The 17,578-nt window shown below is 65.6% G+C and carries 17 protein-coding genes and 1 pseudogene; 11 read left to right on the top strand and 7 right to left on the bottom strand.

The window, feature by feature from the left end; genetic code table 11:
* Positions 1-41 precede the first annotated feature (41 nt).
* The 5 genes from LFT45_RS01590 to LFT45_RS01570 form a co-directional block, all read right to left on the bottom strand.
* Positions 42-3,236, bottom strand: a complete 3,195-nt coding sequence (locus LFT45_RS01590; protein WP_236806213.1) for an Ig-like domain-containing protein — start codon at positions 3,234-3,236, stop codon at positions 42-44.
* A 66-nt stretch (positions 3,237-3,302) separates the two neighbouring features.
* On the bottom strand, positions 3,303-5,342 hold the full coding sequence (locus LFT45_RS01585) for a beta-galactosidase (RefSeq protein ID WP_236806212.1): 2,040 nt from the start codon (positions 5,340-5,342) through the stop codon (positions 3,303-3,305).
* Between the two features lie 163 nt (positions 5,343-5,505).
* The gene (locus tag LFT45_RS01580) at positions 5,506-6,849 is read right to left on the bottom strand and encodes an ABC transporter substrate-binding protein (RefSeq protein WP_236806211.1); all 1,344 of its coding nucleotides are present in this window, start codon (positions 6,847-6,849) and stop codon (positions 5,506-5,508) included.
* A 43-nt stretch (positions 6,850-6,892) separates the two neighbouring features.
* Complete coding sequence (locus LFT45_RS01575) at positions 6,893-7,831, bottom strand: carbohydrate ABC transporter permease (protein ID WP_442863584.1); 939 nt, start codon at positions 7,829-7,831, stop codon at positions 6,893-6,895.
* A 2-nt stretch (positions 7,832-7,833) separates the two neighbouring features.
* Complete coding sequence (locus tag LFT45_RS01570) at positions 7,834-8,766, bottom strand: carbohydrate ABC transporter permease (RefSeq protein ID WP_236808817.1); 933 nt, start codon at positions 8,764-8,766, stop codon at positions 7,834-7,836.
* Positions 8,767-8,889: 123 nt separating this feature from the next.
* On the opposite strand from LFT45_RS01570, the gene LFT45_RS01565 reads away from it, so the two are divergent.
* The 3 genes from LFT45_RS01565 (at position 8,890) to LFT45_RS01555 (ending at position 11,870) form a co-directional block, all read left to right on the top strand.
* Complete coding sequence (locus LFT45_RS01565; protein WP_336885596.1) at positions 8,890-9,972, top strand: LacI family DNA-binding transcriptional regulator; 1,083 nt, start codon at positions 8,890-8,892, stop codon at positions 9,970-9,972.
* A gap of 138 nt (positions 9,973-10,110) precedes the next feature.
* Positions 10,111-10,572 (top strand): MarR family winged helix-turn-helix transcriptional regulator, encoded by a 462-nt coding sequence (locus LFT45_RS01560; protein ID WP_236806210.1) that lies wholly within the window; start codon positions 10,111-10,113, stop codon positions 10,570-10,572.
* Positions 10,569-11,870 (top strand): MFS transporter, encoded by a 1,302-nt coding sequence (locus LFT45_RS01555; RefSeq protein ID WP_236806209.1) that lies wholly within the window; start codon positions 10,569-10,571, stop codon positions 11,868-11,870. The genes LFT45_RS01560 and LFT45_RS01555 overlap by 4 nt, the downstream gene beginning before the upstream one ends.
* Here the strand turns inward: LFT45_RS01555 and LFT45_RS01550 are convergent.
* Entirely contained in the window at positions 11,836-12,369 is a 534-nt protein-coding gene (locus tag LFT45_RS01550; protein WP_236806208.1) for a GNAT family N-acetyltransferase, read from the bottom strand. The two genes, LFT45_RS01555 and LFT45_RS01550, sit on opposite strands and share 35 nt — an antisense overlap.
* Before the next feature lie 110 nt (positions 12,370-12,479).
* Here LFT45_RS01550 and LFT45_RS01545 point away from each other — a divergent pair, with 110 nt between their 5' ends.
* Positions 12,480-12,695: an AsnC family protein gene (locus LFT45_RS01545; protein WP_236806207.1), complete on the top strand. Its 216-nt coding sequence runs from the start codon at positions 12,480-12,482 to the stop codon at positions 12,693-12,695.
* A 63-nt stretch (positions 12,696-12,758) separates the two neighbouring features.
* Here the strand turns inward: LFT45_RS01545 and LFT45_RS01540 are convergent, their stop codons facing one another.
* Positions 12,759-13,079: an immunoglobulin-like domain-containing protein gene (locus tag LFT45_RS01540; RefSeq protein ID WP_236806206.1), complete on the bottom strand. Its 321-nt coding sequence runs from the start codon at positions 13,077-13,079 to the stop codon at positions 12,759-12,761.
* Here LFT45_RS01540 and LFT45_RS01535 point away from each other — a divergent pair.
* From LFT45_RS01535 to LFT45_RS01505, 7 genes and pseudogenes are all read left to right on the top strand, one after another.
* On the top strand, positions 13,054-13,269 hold the full coding sequence (locus LFT45_RS01535; protein ID WP_236808808.1) for an AbfB domain-containing protein: 216 nt from the start codon (positions 13,054-13,056) through the stop codon (positions 13,267-13,269). The two genes, LFT45_RS01540 and LFT45_RS01535, sit on opposite strands and share 26 nt — an antisense overlap.
* Positions 13,270-13,482: 213 nt before the next feature.
* Positions 13,483-14,538, top strand: a complete 1,056-nt coding sequence (locus LFT45_RS01530) for an LLM class flavin-dependent oxidoreductase (protein WP_236806205.1) — start codon at positions 13,483-13,485, stop codon at positions 14,536-14,538.
* Positions 14,539-14,616: 78 nt separating this feature from the next.
* Positions 14,617-14,913, top strand: a complete 297-nt coding sequence (locus tag LFT45_RS01525) for a hypothetical protein (RefSeq protein WP_236806204.1) — start codon at positions 14,617-14,619, stop codon at positions 14,911-14,913.
* A gap of 98 nt (positions 14,914-15,011) precedes the next feature.
* Positions 15,012-15,086, top strand: a pseudogene (locus LFT45_RS01520) (TetR/AcrR family transcriptional regulator); the annotation flags it as partial.
* A gap of 183 nt (positions 15,087-15,269) precedes the next feature.
* Positions 15,270-15,719 carry a rhodanese-like domain-containing protein gene (locus tag LFT45_RS01515; RefSeq protein ID WP_336885595.1) on the top strand — a complete coding sequence of 150 codons (450 nt, stop codon included), beginning with the start codon at positions 15,270-15,272 and terminating at the stop codon, positions 15,717-15,719.
* A gap of 327 nt (positions 15,720-16,046) precedes the next feature.
* Positions 16,047-16,352 (top strand): hypothetical protein, encoded by a 306-nt coding sequence (locus LFT45_RS01510; protein WP_236806203.1) that lies wholly within the window; start codon positions 16,047-16,049, stop codon positions 16,350-16,352.
* Positions 16,353-16,483: 131 nt separating this feature from the next.
* A complete protein-coding gene (locus LFT45_RS01505; RefSeq protein ID WP_236806202.1) occupies positions 16,484-17,566 on the top strand; it encodes an SDR family oxidoreductase in 1,083 nt (360 codons plus the stop codon).
* Positions 17,567-17,578 lie beyond the last annotated feature (12 nt).

Raw genomic sequence — 17,578 nt, 5'->3', positions numbered from 1 at the left:
CGGTGCCCTGCACCCACCTGACTTATAGGAACGCCAGGCTACTACCGGCCGAACACCACCTCGTAGGTCCGGGTCTGGCTTCCGTCTTCGCTCTTGACGGTGACCACGGCGGTTCCCGTCTGCTTGTCAGCCGGCTGCACGGTGACCGTCGCGTACGGGTCAGCTGCGGTGGCCGTGACCTCCTGCCGCCCTCCCTGAGCCTCAGCCCGGTAGGCGGTGACGTCCGGGTCGAAGCCGGCCAGCGGCTGGCCGTTGACGGAAATCCCGGCTGCGGCGGCGTCGGAGGACTGGCCCGGAGCCGAGGCGAGAACCTGGACCTCGCTCACCGTCATGTGGGTGTTCGTGCGGGCAGTGAGCACCACGCGCACGCCCTTGGTGTCCACGTTGGCCACCGGAACCGTGACCACCGGGGCGGGGCTGCCACCGGGCACCGGCACCGCAGCACCGGCGTTCTTCCACGTGCCGTCGGCGGCCTGGGTCTGAACCTGCAGGCTCTGCGCGTAGCTGTCAGTTGATCCGTCGCGGTAGAAGTGGACCTTCACGCCGGTCACCGTCTTCTGCTGGGCCAGGGAGACGGACAGGGTGTCGGTGGTGTTCTTGGTGCCCGACTTCCAGTTGGACCAGGCCTTGTCCGTCAGGTTGCCGTTGCCCAGTCCGGCCGTGCCGTACCCCGGCTCGGTGAAGGAGGCGCTGAACGTGGCACCGCCGTCGTCGGCCACGTTGTCCGCCGTTCCCGCCGTGACCTGGACGCGAACGGTGGCCGGCAGCGTCCGTCCGTCGGCGGCGTCGGCTGTGCCTGCCACACTGGCCACGCCGGTCTCGGTGAACGCGGGAGCCGCGTCCCAGATTACCGGCCGCTCCACCTTGCTGCCGCCGGCAGTCAGCGCGGTCACGGTGGCGGGCAGCGAGGGCGTTCCGCCAACGTAGGTCTTGGCCCTCGCCGGAAGCGTCGAGACGAGCGTGTCGACGGTGACCTTGGCTGTCACCGGATGGGCCGCCCCCAGGACGTCCGTCGCTGTTCCGCGCACGTCGACGGTTCCGGGCTTGCTCCACCGGGTCTCCGGCGGCATCGTCCAGGTCACCGGCAGTTCGCCGCGGGCGCCTCCGCGGTACACGGGGACCACCGTGGCGGGCAGCTGCGGCGTGGTCCCGGGTACCGTGAAAGCTGTGACGTTCTGGAATCCCTGGACAGTTTCATCGATGACCCGCCAGCGCTGGTTCTCACCGGAGTTGGCGGTCCACAGCGTCACCGGCGACCCGTCGGCGGTGGCATGACCGCCCACCTCGAGGAGCCGGCCGGTTGCCGCGTTGACGAACGTGTACGTGCCGTCGCCGGTGGTGGACATGGTCCACTGCGAGGGCTCAGCCGGCGTTGCCTCCGCCGGCACCAGCTGGGGCGTTCCGTCGACGACGGCGAGCTGCCGCCCGCCGTCGGCCGTTTCAATGGCGTAGCGGGCACGGCTGCTGTTTTCGCCGCTGAGGCGGCGGATGTTCCACAGCTGGTCCGCGCCGGCGCCGGAACGGATGACGGCGGCGCTGCCGGTTCCCTGGGTAAGGGACTTGCCGCTTTCCACACCCTTGAGGCTGTAGACGTGGTCCGCCTGCGCGAGGGCGGCGTCCTTCGCCACGCCGTGCACACCGTTGACCAGGAATGTCGTGACGGACTCGGCGGGCACCGTGAGGACCGCCGTGCGGTCCTTTCCGACGGCGACCGGCTCGCCCTCCACCAGCGCGCCGGACGCGTCGCTGGTCACCGGCGTCACGGTGGCGTTTCCCTGGACGGCTCCGAATCCGGAGAGGTCCAGGGCCACGGGTCGCTGCTGCTTGCTGTCGTTCACGTGCACCACGGTGGCGCCGGAGTCCGAGACCGCGGCTGCGCTGTTCAGGTCGTTCACGGTAACCAGACGGTCCCCGGGCTTGATGAAGTGTGTGAAGTTCCGCGCGGTGTTGTATTTGGTGTTCGTGTAGATCGGGCAGCTTTCGAGGGTGTCCCCGGCGGCACAGTCGAACGGCAACTGGATCTCGCCCCAGTTGGAGCCAATGGCGCTTTCGCCGCCCGGCTTCATGTTGTTGTAGTCCTCAACGGGCTGCCAGAACACCCAGGCCTCGGGCTCCAGCTCGCGGAGGTCATTGACCATGTGCTGGGCCAGGCCAAGGCCGGGCTGCATGCTCGTGAAGTTCTGCCCGTCCATCCACGAGCCGCCGGTCTCGCTCATCCAGAGCGGCTTGTCCTCGCCCTTGGCGATGTCCCGGACGGACGTCCGCTGCCCGGTCCCGTAGGTGTGGACGTTGAGCTGCGCGACGTTCTCCTTGGCTTCGGCGGAGTAACTGTTCCAGTTGTTGGCGAACGTCGAGGGGTTGGTCTCGTCCATGGCGCTGATGGCGGCGCCGGTGTCCGCGCTGGCCAGGGCCTTGGCCAGCGACTGGACCACCTTCTGCTGCAGTTCGGGGCCCATGTGGGCGCCTTCCTGCCGGCCGCCGACGGGCTGTCCGGACGCGTTGAGGCTGGTTCCCCAGTACGGCGTGTTCGGTTCGTTCATGGGATCGATCGTGTCGATCTTGATGCCGTGGGCCTTTTCAAGCTGCTTGACGACGCCCACCAGATAGGACGAGAAATCGTCAACGCTTTCGGTCCGCAGCTGGTCCTGCGAGGAGTTGAAGCCGCCCGAAACGTAGCCGCTGACCGTCTGGAACCACGGCGGGGAGTTGCTGAAGGCCTCCCAGTGCGTGACGTCGTTCTTGATCCGGTCCACCCACCAGCGCTGCGTCTGGTCGCTGTCGAGGTTCCAGTGCTCCGGGTTCGCCGGATCCCACCAGTCCTTGTCCTCCCGCGTGGTGCCGGCGGGCGCCTTCCACCAGCCCTCGACGGCGCCGCCGGCACGGAGGTAGTCCTTCACGTCGGGGGCGTTGCCGCCACCGACGTTGTACCGCGCGATGTTGAGGTTCAGCCCGTCGTCGCCAAAAACCATGTCCGCGAGCTTGTTGCGGACTTCGTCCGGATAGTCACCGGTGGCGTTGGCGAACCAAACCAGGCTGGTGCCCCAGCCTTCGAAGGCCTCGCCCTGGTAGGACGGGTCCGGCCGTACCGTCACGGCGCCCGCCGGCACGGTTTCATCGGCTGCCTTGGCCGGTGCCGGTGCGGCGAGCGCGGGGCCGGCCACGAGCCCTGCGGAGAAGACCGCCGCGGTAACGCCGGCGGCGGTCACGGCCCAGGGCCGTCTGGATCTGTTCGTCATTGAATTCCCTTCGGTGCGGTGATGCTGCTGATCTCTGGGGACTGCTGCTCTATTTGGGGCTTTGGTTTAGCGGGGGTTGTGTAGAACGGTCACGCCGCGGGCGGCAAGCTTGGCGGTGCGTTCGGCAGTACGTTCGCGCGTGAGCGGGGTTCCGGGGACCGCCGAGATGTCGACGGCCTGGTCCGTGCGGTTGATCAGGAAAAGGAAGCGCCCGTCCTCCGCCGTGCGGACGGTGAGTTCGACGGCGCCACGGAGTTCCGCGGGCAGTTCAGACTCGACGCCGGCCAGATGCGCGAATTCCCGCAGGACCGGGACCAGGCCGTCGGGTCCGAGGCGCGTCGCCACGTAGCCCGCGGATCCGTTGCCCACGGTGCGCCGGGTCACGGCCGGTTCGCCGGCATGGTCGCCGGACGTGAACCGGCGCAGGACCTTCGTGTCGCCCGACGTGGTGGCCACCGAGTCGGCCCACAGCGTTCCGGTTGACCCGTCGTCGAGTGTGGCCTCCTCCCCCGGAGCCAGCGGCCCGAACTCTTCGACCCGGATCCCCAGCAGGTCGCTGAGTGCGCCGGGGTATCCGCCCAGCCACACGTGGTCGTTCTGGTCCACGATGCCCGAGAAGTAGGTGGTCACGAGGTGCCCGCCTGCTTCGACGAAAGCCGTCAGCCGCGAACGCAGCTCCGCCGGCACCACGTGCAGGACCGGCGCGATGACCAGCTGGTACCCCTCGAGGGAGGCCGCCGCCGGGAGGACATCGGCGCGGATGCCGCTGACCAGGAACGCGGAGTACCAGTCGAGGGCCTCCTGCCGGTAGCGGAGCCGGTCGGTCGGATGGGAGTCCAGCTCGCTGGCCCACCAAGAGTCCCAGTCGAAAAGGATCGCAGCCTTTGCCGGCTCTCGTCGGCTGCCCGTGATCGCCGAGAGTTCGCCAAGGGTTCGCCCCAGGGCGCTGACGTCGCGGAAGAGCCTGCTGTCACTGCCGGCGTGCGACACCATCGCTGAGTGGTACTTTTCCGCCCCGGCGCGCGACTGCCGCCACTGGAAGAAACAGACCGCATCTGCCCCGTGGGCCACGTGGGTGAGCGAGTCCCGGGCGAGGGCCCCGGGCTTCTTGGGCGTGTTCACGGGCTGCCAGTTGACGGCGCTGGTGGAGTGCTCCATGAGAAACCAGGGGCTGCCGCCGGCGATGTTGCCGGTCAGGTTCGCGGAGAAGGACAGCTCGTCGTGGTCCTGCGGGCCCAGGACCACATAGTGGTCATTCGAGACGAAGTCGACGTCGGCGGCCCAGGCTGCATAGTCCATTCCCTTTGTCTCCCCCATCACCATGAAATTGGTGGTGACGGGGATGTCCGGGGTGATGCTGTTGAGGATGTCGCGTTCGGCGCGGAGGTAGTCCTGCAGTGAGTCCGAGGAGAAGCGCTTGAAGTCCAGCTGCTGCGTGGGGTTCGGATAGGACGCTGCCTGCCGCGGCGGGAAGATGTGGTTCCAGTCCGCGTAGCGCTGGGACCAGAAGTCGGTCCCCCAGGCAGTGTTCATCTCCTCAAGGGTGCCGTAGCGGTTCTGCAGCCAGAGGCGGAAGGCGGCCGCGGCGTCGTCGGAATAGTCATAGATGTTGTGGCAGCCGAGTTCGTTGGAAACGTGCCAGGCGCAGACGGCGGGGTGGGCCTTGTACCGCTCCGCCATGGTGCGCACGAGGGTCAACGCGTGCTCGCGGAAGACCGGGGATGTGGGCCGCCAGTGCTGCCGGCCGCCCGGCCAGAGGGTTGCGCCGTTGTGGGTGACCGGCAGGATTTCCGGGTGCTCGGCGGCGAGCCAGGGCGGCGGGGAGGCGGTGGCCGTGGCGAGGTCCACCGCGATGCCGTTGGCGTGGAGCAGGTCGATGATGTCGTCGAGCCAGGAAAAGTCCCAGGTATCCCGCGTGGGCTGGAGCCGGGCCCAGGAGAAGATGGCGAGGGAGACGATGTTGACTCCGGCCTCCTGCATGAGGCGGACGTCCTCGGCCCAGACCGCGCGGGGCCACTGCTCGGGGTTGTAGTCGGCTCCGAAGGCCAGCCGCTTGGTGTCCGGGGACGGCCAGCGCAGCCAGCGGTGGTTGGTGGCGAGGGACATGGATCTCCTATTTTGGGCGCGGCTGGGTAGGCGCATTTGGGCGGCAGCGAAGCTGGGATGGCCGTGTGCTTGGTGGCTGTGTGCTTGGTGGCTGTGGGCTGGGATGGCGGCGGACGCGCCGGGCTGGCGCGTCCGCCGGGGTGGGGCGGTTTACCTGAGGCTGTTATTCCTTGACCGTGAAGCCCTGCTCGGTGCCGTACTTGACCGAGGCTTTCTGCCATGCGGTCAGGCCGTCCTTGAGCTTGGTGCCGGAGACGTAGGCCTGGCCGGCGGTGTCGTTGAAGATGCTGTTCGCGTAGACCTGGAAGGGCAGGTAGGACCAGCCGGCGGGAACGTTCTTCGCTGATTCGGCGAAGATCTGGTTGGCTTTCTGGCCGCCGAAGTACTTGAACTGGGTGTTCTGGAACTTCTCGGACGCGAGGTCCTTTGAGGTGGCGGGGAACGCCCCGCCGTCGATCCTGGTTTGGACGCCTTCCTCCACGTTGGAGTACTTCAGGAAGCCGTACGCGAGCGCGGCCTGGCTGCCGGCGGCGGGGATGGCCAGGGAGCTGCCGCCGTTTTCGGAGCTGCTGGTGGCACCCTTCTCCCACTGCGGCAGAGGGGCGACCCGCCATTTGCCGGCCCCGTCGGCGACGCCGGAGACGAGGTTCCCCGGCATCCAGGCGCCCGTGGACAGGGTTGCGATGGTTCCGTTGCCCAGGCCCTTGTACCACTCGTCGCTCCAGGAGCTGATGGGGGCCAGCAGGTCCTCGTCGATGAGCTTTTGCCAGGTCTCGGCGAACTTGGTGGACCCTTCATCGGAGAAGTTGACGCCGACGTTGGTGCCGTCCACCTGGTAGGGCTTGCCGCCGGCCTGCCAGATCATGCTGGTGGTGAACCCGGCGTCCCCGGTGTCGTTGGCGATGTAGGCCTTGGGGTCCGCCTTCTTCAGCGCGCGTCCGGCCTCGAGGAATTCATCCCACGTGGTGGGGACTGCGATGCCGTGCTTGTCGAACAGTTCCTTGTTGTAGAACAGGGCCATGGGGCCGGAATCCATGGGAAGGCCGTAGACGCCGCCCTGTGCCTGCACCGAGGACCACGGGCCGGCCGTGAAGGTGCCGTCGAGGTCGGCGGCGCCGAACTGACCAAGGTCTGCCAGCGATTTGCTGAGGGCAAACTGCGGAAGTGCGTAGTATTCGATCTGCGCGACGTCGGGCACGCCGGAGCCGGCGGAGATGGCGTTCTGCAGGGCGGTGTACTGGTCGTTGCCGGTGCCCGCGTTGACGAGGTTGACGTCCACGTTGGGATACTTGGCTTCGAAGCCTTCGGCGACCTTCTTCAGCGACTGGTCCCAGGCCCACACCGTCAGCTTGCCGCCCTTCTGGAGGGCTTGCTCGACGGCGTCGCTGTTGACCGTTTGCTGCGGCGCCGCGTTGCCGCCGCCTCCGCAGGCGGTGAGCCCCAGAGCGAGCGCGGCGGCGACGGCGGAGCTCTGCAGCAGGCCGCGGCGGGTCAGGGTCTTGATCATGGTCTTCCTTCTAACTGCGTTGTTGATGAGGGTGGACGGGGCGTTATTCTTTGACGCTTCCGGCGGAAAGGCCGGACTGCCAGTAGCGCTGGAGCAGCAGGAACGCTGCGATCAGCGGCAGGATGGTGAGCAGGGAGCCGGTGATGACGAGGTTGAAGATGGCTTCCCCGCCAGCGGTGGCGGCCTGCGCGTTCCAGGCATTCAGGCCCAGGGTGAGGGGGTACCAGTCCGGGTTCTTCAGCATGATCAGCGGCAGGAAGTAGTTGTTCCAGGTGGCCACCATGGTGAAGAGCAGCACGGTGACGATGCCCGGAGTCAGCAGCGGCAGGCAGACTTGGAAGAACGTGCGTGCCTCGCTGGCGCCGTCGATCCGGGCGGACTCCATGATCTCGGTGGGGATGGCCTCGGAGGCAAAGGTCCACATGAGGTACAGGCCGAAGGGCGAGATGAGCGAGGGGATGATCACGGCCCACGGAGTGTTGGTGAGTCCCATCTGGCTGAACATGAGGAACGTGGGGACGGCGAGGGCCGTGCCGGGGATGGCCACCGCGCCGATCACGACGGCGAACACGGCCTTCCGGCCCGGGAAGTCGAACTTCGCCAGTGCGTAGCCGCCGAGGACGGCCAGAAACGTGGCGCCGCCGGCGCCGAGCACGACGTAGAGGACCGTGTTGGCGAACCAACGAAGGAAGATCCCGCCGTCGTACGTTGCGGTCCGGGCGATGTTGTCCCAGAGGGCAAAATCGGCGTCGAACCACAGGCCGAAGGAGTTGAGGAGGCCGTCCTGGGTTTTGGTGGCGTTGACCAGCAGCCAGAACAGCGGGGCCAGGCTGTAGAGCAGGACAAGGCCCATCAGGAGAGTCAGAGCCACGCTCCGGCGCGAACGCCGTCCTGTCCGGGGGGACCGCATACGCGTGGTGCGCAGTCTTGCCGGGGATGCTGCGCCGGCGCTGCCGGGACGGGCGGTTGTCTGAACGCTCATGGTCAGCGCTCCTTTCGCATGCCGCGGACCTGGACGGCATAGGCAATGGCCATGGTGATCAGCCCCATGATGATCGCCACCGTGGCGGAGTAGTTGTACTGCTGCCCGGAGAACGACAGGGAGAAGGCGTACAGGTTGGGTGTGAAGTAGGTCGAGATGGTGTTGGGTGAGAGGCTCTTGAGGATGCTGGGCTCGTTGAAGAGCTGGAAGCTGCCGATCACGGAGAAGATGCTGGCCACCACGATGGCGCCCCGGATGGCCGGCAGCTTGATGGCGGTGATGACCCTCAGCTGGCCGGCGCCGTCGATCTCGGCGGCCTCATAGAGCGACTTGGGGATGACAGTCAGGGCGGAGTAGAAGATCAGCATGTTGTAGCCGATGAATTCCCAGGTGACGATGTTTCCGATGGAGGCCAGCACCAGTTCCGAGGAGAGCGGGCTGGGCAGGTTGAGGCCGAAGGCCTGGTTGATGTTTCCCACCAGGCCGAAGCGGGTGCCGTACATGAAGCCCCACATGAGCGTGGCGACGACCGCCGGCACGGCGTAGGGAAGGAAAATCGAGATCCTGAAGAACGACCTTCCGTAAAGCCGGCCGCTGTCCAGGGCGAGGGCCACAACGAGGGCGATGAACAGCATGACCGGAACCTGGACTGCCAGGAACAGCGAAACCCGCCCCAGCGCGGACCAGAACTGCGCGTCGCCCAGGGCCCGGGCGTAGTTGTCCAGGCCCACGAACGCCTTACCGCCAATGAGCTGGTTGCGGAAAACGCTCAGGTAGATGGAGTAGGCGATCGGGGCCAGGAAAACCAGGGCGAACACGGCCATGAACGGGCAGATGAACCACCAGCCGGCCCAGGATCGGCGGTTGGCGCGGCGGGTTGTCCGGCCAGCCGGCGTAGCCTCTCCGGCTCGCGCTGCGACTTGCGGGGACGTCATTGTCATGAAGGGTCCTCTGTAGGGCTGCGTCACTTGGCGGGTGACGGGAAGTGTTCTGTTTGCGCAAACATCGATGTGAGCTTTTGTTAGTGTTTGCGCAAACATGATTGGTACGATGGTGACATGGAGCACGAACCCGGTCAACCCCCGGTCCACAATCTGTCCGCCGCACAGGGCGCGGCAGGTGGCGCGCTGCGGCGCAAGCCGCAGGTGTCCATGGCCGACGTCGCGAAGCTCGCCGGCGTCTCCTCCCAAACGGTCTCCCGGGTGTCCAACGGGAGCCCGGACGTCATCGAAAGCACGCGGCGCCAGGTCATTGCGGCGATGAACGAACTGGGATACCGGCCCAACAGCGCGGCGCGGGCGCTCAAGCGCGGGAGTTTCCGGACCATCGGGGTGATCACGTTCTCGCTGTCTTCGCTGGGGAACATGCGCACCCTTGAGGCCATCGCACTGCACGCCGCCCGGCAGGACTTCGCCATCACGCTGATCCCGGTGACCGCCCCCACCCAGGCCGGGATCCAGGGTGCGTTCTCCCGCATGGGCGAACTTGCCGTCGACGCGGTGATCGCCATCATGGAGGTCCACCTCCTGGATGCAGCGACGGTTACGCTGCCCCCGGGAGTGAAGGTGGTCGTCGTCGACTCCGACGCCGGCGAGCAGTACAGCGTGGTGGACACCGACCAGGCCGACGGTGCCCAGAAAGCAGTCCGGCATCTTTTGGATCTGGGCCACGAGACGGTCTGGCACGTCGCCGGCCCCGAAGAATCCTTCGCCGCCGAACGGCGCACCGCCGCCTGGCGCAGCGCCCTCACCGCCGCCGGCAAAACAGTGCCGCCAGTGCTCCGCGGTGACTGGTCAGCGGACTCCGGCTATGCGGCAGGGCTCCGGCTCGCCGGCGAACCCGCCTGCACGGCGGTGTTCGCGGCGAACGACCACATGGCCCTGGGCCTCCTGCGGGCCTTCCGGGAAAAGGGAAAATCAGTTCCCGAGGACATCAGCCTGGTCGGGTTCGACGACGTCCCCGAAGCCTCCTCGTACGCTCCCCCGCTGACCACGGTCCACCAGAACTTCGCCGACGTCGGCAACCGGTGCGTGGACAACGTCCTGCAGCAGATCCGCACCAACACCACCGAACCCGGCGTCACCCTGGTGCCCACTGAACTTGTGATCCGGGCAAGCACGGCCGCACCGAAGGCGAAATAGCTCACATTCGCATAGCTAGCGGTTGCCTCACAGGAACACCCGGAGGATGATGGTTAGAGAAGCTAATTAGCTTAGCTAACTAAACTGCTGAGTAACTTGCTAACCGACTTGGCCACGAAAAGGAGGCGCGCTTCCGCAATGCCTGCGACCGAAGCGGCACACCGAGAAACCCCACAATCCATCAGGCCGGACATCCTGGCGATCGACCTGCGGACCGCCGTGATGCGTACCTCCCGCCGGCTCCGGGTCGAAGCGACCGGAGACATCATCACGCCTGGCCAGTACACGGTGCTGGCCCAGCTCCACAGCGACGGCCCGCGCACGCCCCGGGAGCTGGCGGCACGGGAGCACGTACAGGCGCCTTCGATGACCCGCATCGTGAACGCCCTCGCGGAGCAGGGGTTCGTGTCCCGGTCATCGCACCCGGAGGATGGCCGCCAAATTCAGGTAGGTATCACCCCTGCCGGTGTGGACGTCCTGGAAGAGGCGCGGGAACAGCGGACGGCCTGGCTGGCCCGGCGGGTGGCTGGACTGAGCCCTGAGGACCGGCTGACACTGAGCCGCGCCGCGCAGATCATGCAGGAGATGAGCGGCCGATGAGCACCACCTTCCGGGCACTGCAGAACCGCAACTACCGGCTGTGGGCCGGCGGGGCCCTCATTTCCAACATCGGCACCTGGATGCAGAGGGTCGCACAGGACTGGCTGGTCCTGACCGTTCTCACGAACCACTCCGGCACCGCCGTCGGCATCACCACGGCCCTGCAGTTCCTTCCCATGCTGCTGCTTGGCCCCTACGCAGGAGTGCTCGCGGACCGGCACCGCAAACGCTTAATCCTGCTGTGGACACAGTCGGCAATGGGGCTGTGCGGGCTGGCCGTCGGGCTCCTGGTGGTGACCGGCGCAGCGCAACTGTGGCATGTCTACGCAGCCGCCCTCTGCCTTGGGCTGGCCAGCGCCGTTGACGGGCCGGCACGCCAGTCCTTCGTCTCCGAACTCGTGGGACAGGACCATATCGCCAATGCAGTGTCCCTCAACTCCGCCTCCTTCAACACCGCCCGGCTTACAGGACCCGCAATCGCGGGAGTGCTCATTGCCTGGGTGGGCACCGGCCCCGTTTTCCTGCTCAACGCTGCCAGCTTCGCTGCGGTCCTGATCTCGCTGGCCCGGATCCGCGCAGCGGAGCTGGTCCCGGCCGCGCCGGCCGTCCGCAGCAAACACCAGGTTGCCGAAGGACTGGGCTACGTCCGCCGCCGTCCGGACCTGGTGCTGATCCTCGTCCTGGTGGGCATCCTGGGGGCCTTCGGCATGAACTTCCCCATTACCAATGCCCTGATGGCCACGGCGGAATTCGGGATGGGGCCCGGGGAATTCGGACTCCTGGGCTCCATCATGGCTGTCGGGACACTGGCCGGAGCACTGCTCGCAGCACGCAGGTCCCGGCCCCGGCTGCGTTTCCTGCTTGGCGGAGCGCTGGGGCTGGGCCTTTTTACCCTGATCGGCAGCGTCTCGCCGTCGTTCTGGCTGTACGCCGCGGTCCTGGTCCCGGTGGGCCTCGCCTCGATTACCTTCCTGAACAGCTGCAATACGAGCATCCAGCTCTCAGTGGAGCCGCAGTTCCGGGGACGAGTGCTTGCCCTCTATCTGGCAACCCTGCAGGGCGGGACCGCCTTGGGGGCCCCGCTCATGGGCTGGCTCGGCAGCACCTTCGGCCCCCGCTGGTCAGTGGCGGCCGGCGGCGCCGTCGTGCTGCTGACAGGATTGCTCGCAGTGATCGTGGTGGTCCGGAGCAGCCGGCTGACTTTGCGGCAGCAGCTACTCGCCTCCTTCCCGAGGAGGCGCGCGCCTCACGGGAGCGCCGTCGTCAGCCCTTCCGCGGAAGGTGGCACTCCAGGATGAAGTCGCTCTCCACGGAGTCCCCCAGGGTGAATGACTTCGTCCCGACTTTGGTGAAGCCTGACTTTTCGTAGAACCGGATGGCCTTGGCGTTCTGGCTGTTGACCCCGAGCCAGACACTTGCTGCCCCTTGCTCCGCGGCCCGGTCCAAAGAGGCCTGCATGAGCGTGGAGGCAGCGCCCCGTCCGTGGTGGTCCGGATGCACATAGCACTTGCTCAGCTCGACCGAGCGCTGTCCACCCAAGGTGCCGAGCACGTCAGGGTCCATTGACTGCCGGTCGACCAGCAGGGTGTACCCGTCAAGCCGGCCGGCTTGGTCGATCACCAGGATGGCGATCTTGCTGTCGGCGAGGTACTCGGCGAAGTTGCCCTCGCTGAGCGTCCGCTCGAGGTGGAGCCGAATGTCCTCCGGCGAGGATCCCGGCGGGCAAGCGAGCGGGAAAGTGGCCGCCGCCAGGTCAGCCAGGGCAGCAGCATCGCCGGCGAGGGCTTTCCGGATCATAGAAACTCCGATGTTTGCGGGCGGGCGAAAATCACTACAAAGGATTGTAGGCCCGGGATTGACGTCAACCTTCATTGACGCGACGAGATTCGTCAACTAAGGTTGACGCCATGGAGGTGGACCGGTTGAGAACATTGGTGGGATCCATGGACGGCGACAACCCGGTGAATGGCCTGCAGGCCGTTGCTGAGCTGCATCGCGAAATCGGACGGGCGGAAGCAGCCCTGGTCCGGCGGGCACGCCTGGCGGGTCTGTCCTGGGAGGCGATTGCGAATGCCCTCGGCGTCAGCAAGCAGGCTGTCCACAAGAAGTACGGCAAGAAATAGAAATAGGCCAAGGGGCTGCGCCGGTACCGGCGAAGCCCCCTGGCTCAGTAATCCAGAACTTCATCACAGCTGCGCGTGCAGCCTATCCAGCTCCGCCTTGGTGACGGGCAGGACCGTGCCGTGGCGCGGAGCCCGCGTTCCGTGGCCCGGGCAGGTCACGGCTCCCTGGGTGGACACGGTGGCCGGATCCGAGGAGGACCAGGCATAGGCCGAGCCGTTCGGCCCGGTCAGAGGCAGCTTCAGGTTGGCGGTTACCGCAGAGGTGTCCCACAGCGACAGGTCCTGCAGATCGAGGGCAACGCGCTGCTCCGGGGAAACGTAACCGAGCTCCCGCACCTCGTCGGCCGAGAGTGCATTCCTGGCGCACGAGGGCGTCACCGTCACCGCCGCTTCTTCCCGGGAGGGGTCGTCGTCGGCCTTCCTGCAGCGGGGCGGCCTCTCCGATGCTGCCGGCGCCTCGTTCGAGTCGGTCGACGTGCCGGGTTCCTATCTGGCGCTTCGGAACGGGGGCCTCGTTTTGGCGAAGGTGGGGAAGGACGAGCGGACTGCGGCCACGTTCTTCCTGCGCTCCTAAGGTTGCGCTCCTAGAGACTCCGGCACGCTCCGGCTCCGGGGCGCTTTGGTAAGTGTGACTCGCTGGTGATGTGGTAATTGCCTGATGCAGGTTGCGGTGAATGCAGGGCCGGCGGTTAATCCGCCGGCCCTGCATTCTTGTGTCCGCTGGCAGAACCGCCAGGTCGGGCGCATATTCTGAGGATTAGCCGTACTCCGATCCCGAAGGAAGCCCATGCCCGACACCTCACGTCCCTTACAAAAGCTTGGATTCCTGACTATTGGCCTGTTCGATCCGGCGGCTCCCGCCGCGGGCCACCAATCCACTTTAGACATCATCGAACTTGGTGAGCGGCTTGGATTCGACAGCGCCTGGCTGCGGCACCGCCATCTGCAGTTCGGCATCTCCTCCCCCATTGCGATGATGGCCGCCGCCAGCCAGCGCACCTCCCGGATCGAGCTGGGAACCGCGGTAACCCCGCTGGCCTGGGAAAACCCCTTGCGCCTGGCCGAAGACCTGGCCACCGTGGACCTGCTCGCCGGGGGACGCATCAATCCGGGGCTGAGCGTGGGGGAACCAATGCACTACGACACAGTCAAGCACGAGCTGTACCCGGATTCCTCAGAGCTGGAGGACTTTGGCTACGGCCGCGTGGATCGGCTTGCCCGCCTGATCGCAGGGGAACCGGTGCGGGACTTTTCCGGCAAGCAAGGCGTGGTCGAGGAATTCTCCAACCGCGTCGAGCCGCACTCTCCCGGGCTGCGGGACCGCCTTTGGTATGGGGCGGGCAGCATGAAGTCGGCCGTCTGGGCCGGGGCAAACGGCTTCAATCTGCTCTCCAGCAGTGTGCTCTTTCCCGGCACGGATCAGGAACCGGACTTTGCCCGCGCTCAGCAATCGCAGATTCGGGCCTTCCGGGAAGCCGCCGCGTCAGCCCACGGGCATGCGCCGGCCCGGGTCTCCCAGGGCTTGGTGGTGATCCCGACCGATTCAGCATCGACTGGTCAGCGGGAAAAGTACCAGCGGTACGTCGATGAGCGGACTCCCCGCACACGGGCGCTGCAGGGGCCAAAGGGCATGCTGTTCGCCCCGGATCTCATCGGCACCAGCGATGACATCGCCCAGCAGCTGTACGCCCACGCAGGATTCCGGGAAGTCGACGAGGTGGCCTTCGCACTGCCCTTCAGCTTCGACCACGAGGATTACGTCCAGATCCTTACCGACATCGCCGGCAAATTGGGTCCCGCCCTCGGATGGACTCCGCAGACCGGGTCCACCCCCAGTGGATGATCTGGTGCCCATTGCCGCGGAGTCAGGAAGGGTCCAGCATGGTTGCACCTGCCATTCATATCATCCAGAGGAGCAGCTATGAACGCCACCGCATACGGGATTGTGCATTTCTTTGCAGAGGGCACTAAGGAGCAGTACGAAGCCTCTATTGCCGCTGTTCATCCGGGGGAAGGGCGCTTGCCCGCCGGGCAGATCTTTCATGCCGCCGGTCCTTCGACGGGCGGCTGGACGATTATGGCTGTCCACGATTCCAAGGCGAGCTGGGAACAGTTCCGGGACAATACGCTTCTTCCTCGTTTCCAGCAGGGAATCGAGGGTGGTTTTACCTCCATGCCTGAGGAAACTGTTATCGACGTATACAAAATCATGCCCTAGGGACGGGCGCCTGCCGTCGGCTGTGTCATGAAGGCACCAACACTGACTGATGCCACAGTCACCCTCCCGGGGGTCTACGGGATGTCGGCGTCAACGAATTGATCCAGTCATCAGGGGTTGCCAAGTCGACGTTCCACCGTCACTTCCCATCCAAGGACGATCTCGTCCTCGCGCCGCCGCGACCCGACCGCAAATTCATCACCAGCGTCGCCGTTTCAATCTTGAACCTGGAGGCTCGATCGCATCTCCACTTGACCTGACTCCCTCCATACCCTTGAAATTGACGCCCAAAGTAGCTCATCATTTCGCTTCATGGTGGAACGACCGATAGACCGGCAGAAAAAGCGAGGAAAACGGTGAAGCAGGGTCCTATCTCCGACGACGGCGACGCGGCCCGCCAACGCAGTTTAGATCCGAGCCACTCCCCCGGGACTCTTACGATCAACCAGTTGCTGCTTGAGAGCCGCATCGGGCTCGAGCGTGTTCACGCTTCGGATCTTGAGCGGGAGATGGCAGCGGGCGCCCTTGTTGTTGACACACGGCCGGCCGATCAGCGAGACCGCGACGGTGAGCTGCCCGGTGCCCTCGTCATTGACCGAAACGTGCTCGAGTGGCGGCTCGACCCTTCCAGCCCCCACCGCCTCCCGATCGCTGACGACCCCGCACGGCGGATCGTAGTCGTCTGCAATGAGGGCTACAGCTCCAGCCTCGCAGCACACACCCTGCAGCGGCTGGGGCTGACGCGCGCGACCGACCTTATCGGCGGTTTTCAAGCCTGGGCAGCACTGTGCAGGCAGTCCGACTAAACTACACCGGACAAGATGCACCCGGCCGTAAGGCTTGCAATTTCTTGATCTCATACTGCGCGTTGGCTGCGCCATCATTGATGCCGGCCAAGCACACTGGCCATAGCCTGCAAGGGTGCAGGACATCAGGCTGACAGCCGCCGAAATGATACGGCTTCTGGCACCTGGACCGGGATGCACACCCGATGTGGGCGGGGAAGGAGTTGCGTAGTGCGCAGGGGGAAACAACTGAACGAGGGAGTTAGGCTGACGCTGGAAGTACAACACCTCCAGAAACTCGTGGGGCAAGCTTCACTGGCGGCGGCAGAGTCATTTACCGCTGATTACATGGCCCTTCTCCCCGGGTTCGTTGAACAGATCGTGTGCACCGTTCGTGCCCGGGACAGGGATCTGGCACTGGATGCTTCACTGAACTTGAAGACGAAATCGTGGCTGGTCGGTGCGCTACGAATGAACCAGCTGTGCAGTGAACTTGAGCTGGCCTTGGCGCTGGGCGACTGGGCCGCCGCAAGTGCCGTCGCACGAGACATCGAACTCCACCTTCCGCGCCTGCAGAAAGCCCTCCAGGTCGGTTCCCACCTCGCGCTCTGTATTCGGCTGCCGAGTGCACTCCAGACCACCATGGCGTCCTGATCCTCGGGTCACCGGAATCCCCATTATCGGGATTCAAATAGGACGGGTTGAAACAGGTAAGGGAACTGACCCCGCGACGGCCGTGCCCCGAAGGCTACACTGGCGGGCATGAGCAAGAAAGTCAGGTACCGATGACCACCCCCACCGTCAATCACCCGAGGACGGCGCTGGTTGTAGGCGCCAGCGGCATCGCTGGCTCGGCCATTGTTGAGCAACTGAATCGGAATGGTGGCTGGACAGTTCTTTCGCTGTCCAGGAATCCGGTAACCGGTTCGCCCGCCAGGCACATCGCAGCGGATCTGTTGTCAGCGGACAGCCTCGCCCTGGCACTTCGCAATGAGAATCCCACGCACGTGTTTTTCACCGCGTGGGCGAGGCAGGACACCGAGCAAGAAAACATCGCCGTCAACGCGGCGATGCTTCGCAACCTGCTCGATGCTTTGAACGATGCCCCCGTCGAACACGTGGCACTGATGACCGGCCTAAAGCACTACCTGGGCCCGTTCGAGTCATACGGGGCCGGCCCCATTCCGGACACCCCCTTCCGCGAGGAAGAGCCCCGGTTGCCGGCACCGAACTTCTATTACGCGCAGGAGGACGAGCTGTGGGCGGCAGCGGAACGTCAGGGTTTCCGTTGGTCCGTGCACCGTTCGCACACTGTGATCGGTCATGCCGTGGGTAACGCAATGAACATGGGCCTGACATTGGCGGCACAGGCAACCTTATGCAAGGAGCTCGGCAAGCCCTTCGTCTTCCCCGGATCCGAGACGCAATGGAACGGCCTCACGGACATGACCGACGGTGAACTCCTTGCCGAGCACATGATCTGGGCCGCCACCACAGAAAACGCGGGCAATCAGGCCTACAACGTGGTCAACGGGGACGTCTTCAGGTGGCGCTGGATGTGGCCGAAGCTGGCTGCTTACTTTGGTGTGAAAGCCGAAGGCTACGAGGGTTCGCCGCGGCCGCTTGAGGAACAGATGCACGGCATGAACCAGGAATGGGGCAAAATCGCCGCCACTCACGGTCTCGCCGAGGCCGACTTGTCACGGGTGGCATCGTGGTGGCACACGGACGCCGATCTGGGACGCCAAATGGAGGTTCTCGCAGACATGAGCAAGAGCCGCCTGGCCGGCTTTACCGGCTACAGACGCACGGAAGACTCCTTCCAGCGGCTTTTCGACCGTTACCGCGCCGAGAAGATAATCCCCTGACCGCCTGACAGA

The sequence above is a fragment of the Arthrobacter sp. FW305-BF8 genome (genome assembly GCF_021789315.1).
Taxonomy (GTDB): Bacteria; Actinomycetota; Actinomycetes; order Actinomycetales; family Micrococcaceae; genus Arthrobacter.
This window is presented reverse-complemented; position numbering and strand designations above follow the sequence as displayed.

Coding starts and splice junctions, on each gene's coding strand:
- LFT45_RS01590 (WP_236806213.1), bottom strand. CDS start 3,236: ATGACGAACAGATCCAGACGGCCCTGGGCCGTGACCGCCGCCGGCGTT.
- LFT45_RS01585 (WP_236806212.1), bottom strand. CDS start 5,342: ATGTCCCTCGCCACCAACCACCGCTGGCTGCGCTGGCCGTCCCCGGAC.
- LFT45_RS01580 (WP_236806211.1), bottom strand. CDS start 6,849: ATGATCAAGACCCTGACCCGCCGCGGCCTGCTGCAGAGCTCCGCCGTC.
- LFT45_RS01575 (WP_442863584.1), bottom strand. CDS start 7,831: ATGAGCGTTCAGACAACCGCCCGTCCCGGCAGCGCCGGCGCAGCATCC.
- LFT45_RS01570 (WP_236808817.1), bottom strand. CDS start 8,766: ATGACGTCCCCGCAAGTCGCAGCGCGAGCCGGAGAGGCTACGCCGGCT.
- LFT45_RS01565 (WP_336885596.1), top strand. CDS start 8,890: ATGGAGCACGAACCCGGTCAACCCCCGGTCCACAATCTGTCCGCCGCA.
- LFT45_RS01560 (WP_236806210.1), top strand. CDS start 10,111: ATGCCTGCGACCGAAGCGGCACACCGAGAAACCCCACAATCCATCAGG.
- LFT45_RS01555 (WP_236806209.1), top strand. CDS start 10,569: ATGAGCACCACCTTCCGGGCACTGCAGAACCGCAACTACCGGCTGTGG.
- LFT45_RS01550 (WP_236806208.1), bottom strand. CDS start 12,369: ATGATCCGGAAAGCCCTCGCCGGCGATGCTGCTGCCCTGGCTGACCTG.
- LFT45_RS01545 (WP_236806207.1), top strand. CDS start 12,480: ATGGAGGTGGACCGGTTGAGAACATTGGTGGGATCCATGGACGGCGAC.
- LFT45_RS01530 (WP_236806205.1), top strand. CDS start 13,483: ATGCCCGACACCTCACGTCCCTTACAAAAGCTTGGATTCCTGACTATT.
- LFT45_RS01525 (WP_236806204.1), top strand. CDS start 14,617: ATGAACGCCACCGCATACGGGATTGTGCATTTCTTTGCAGAGGGCACT.
- LFT45_RS01510 (WP_236806203.1), top strand. CDS start 16,047: ATGGCCCTTCTCCCCGGGTTCGTTGAACAGATCGTGTGCACCGTTCGT.
- LFT45_RS01505 (WP_236806202.1), top strand. CDS start 16,484: ATGACCACCCCCACCGTCAATCACCCGAGGACGGCGCTGGTTGTAGGC.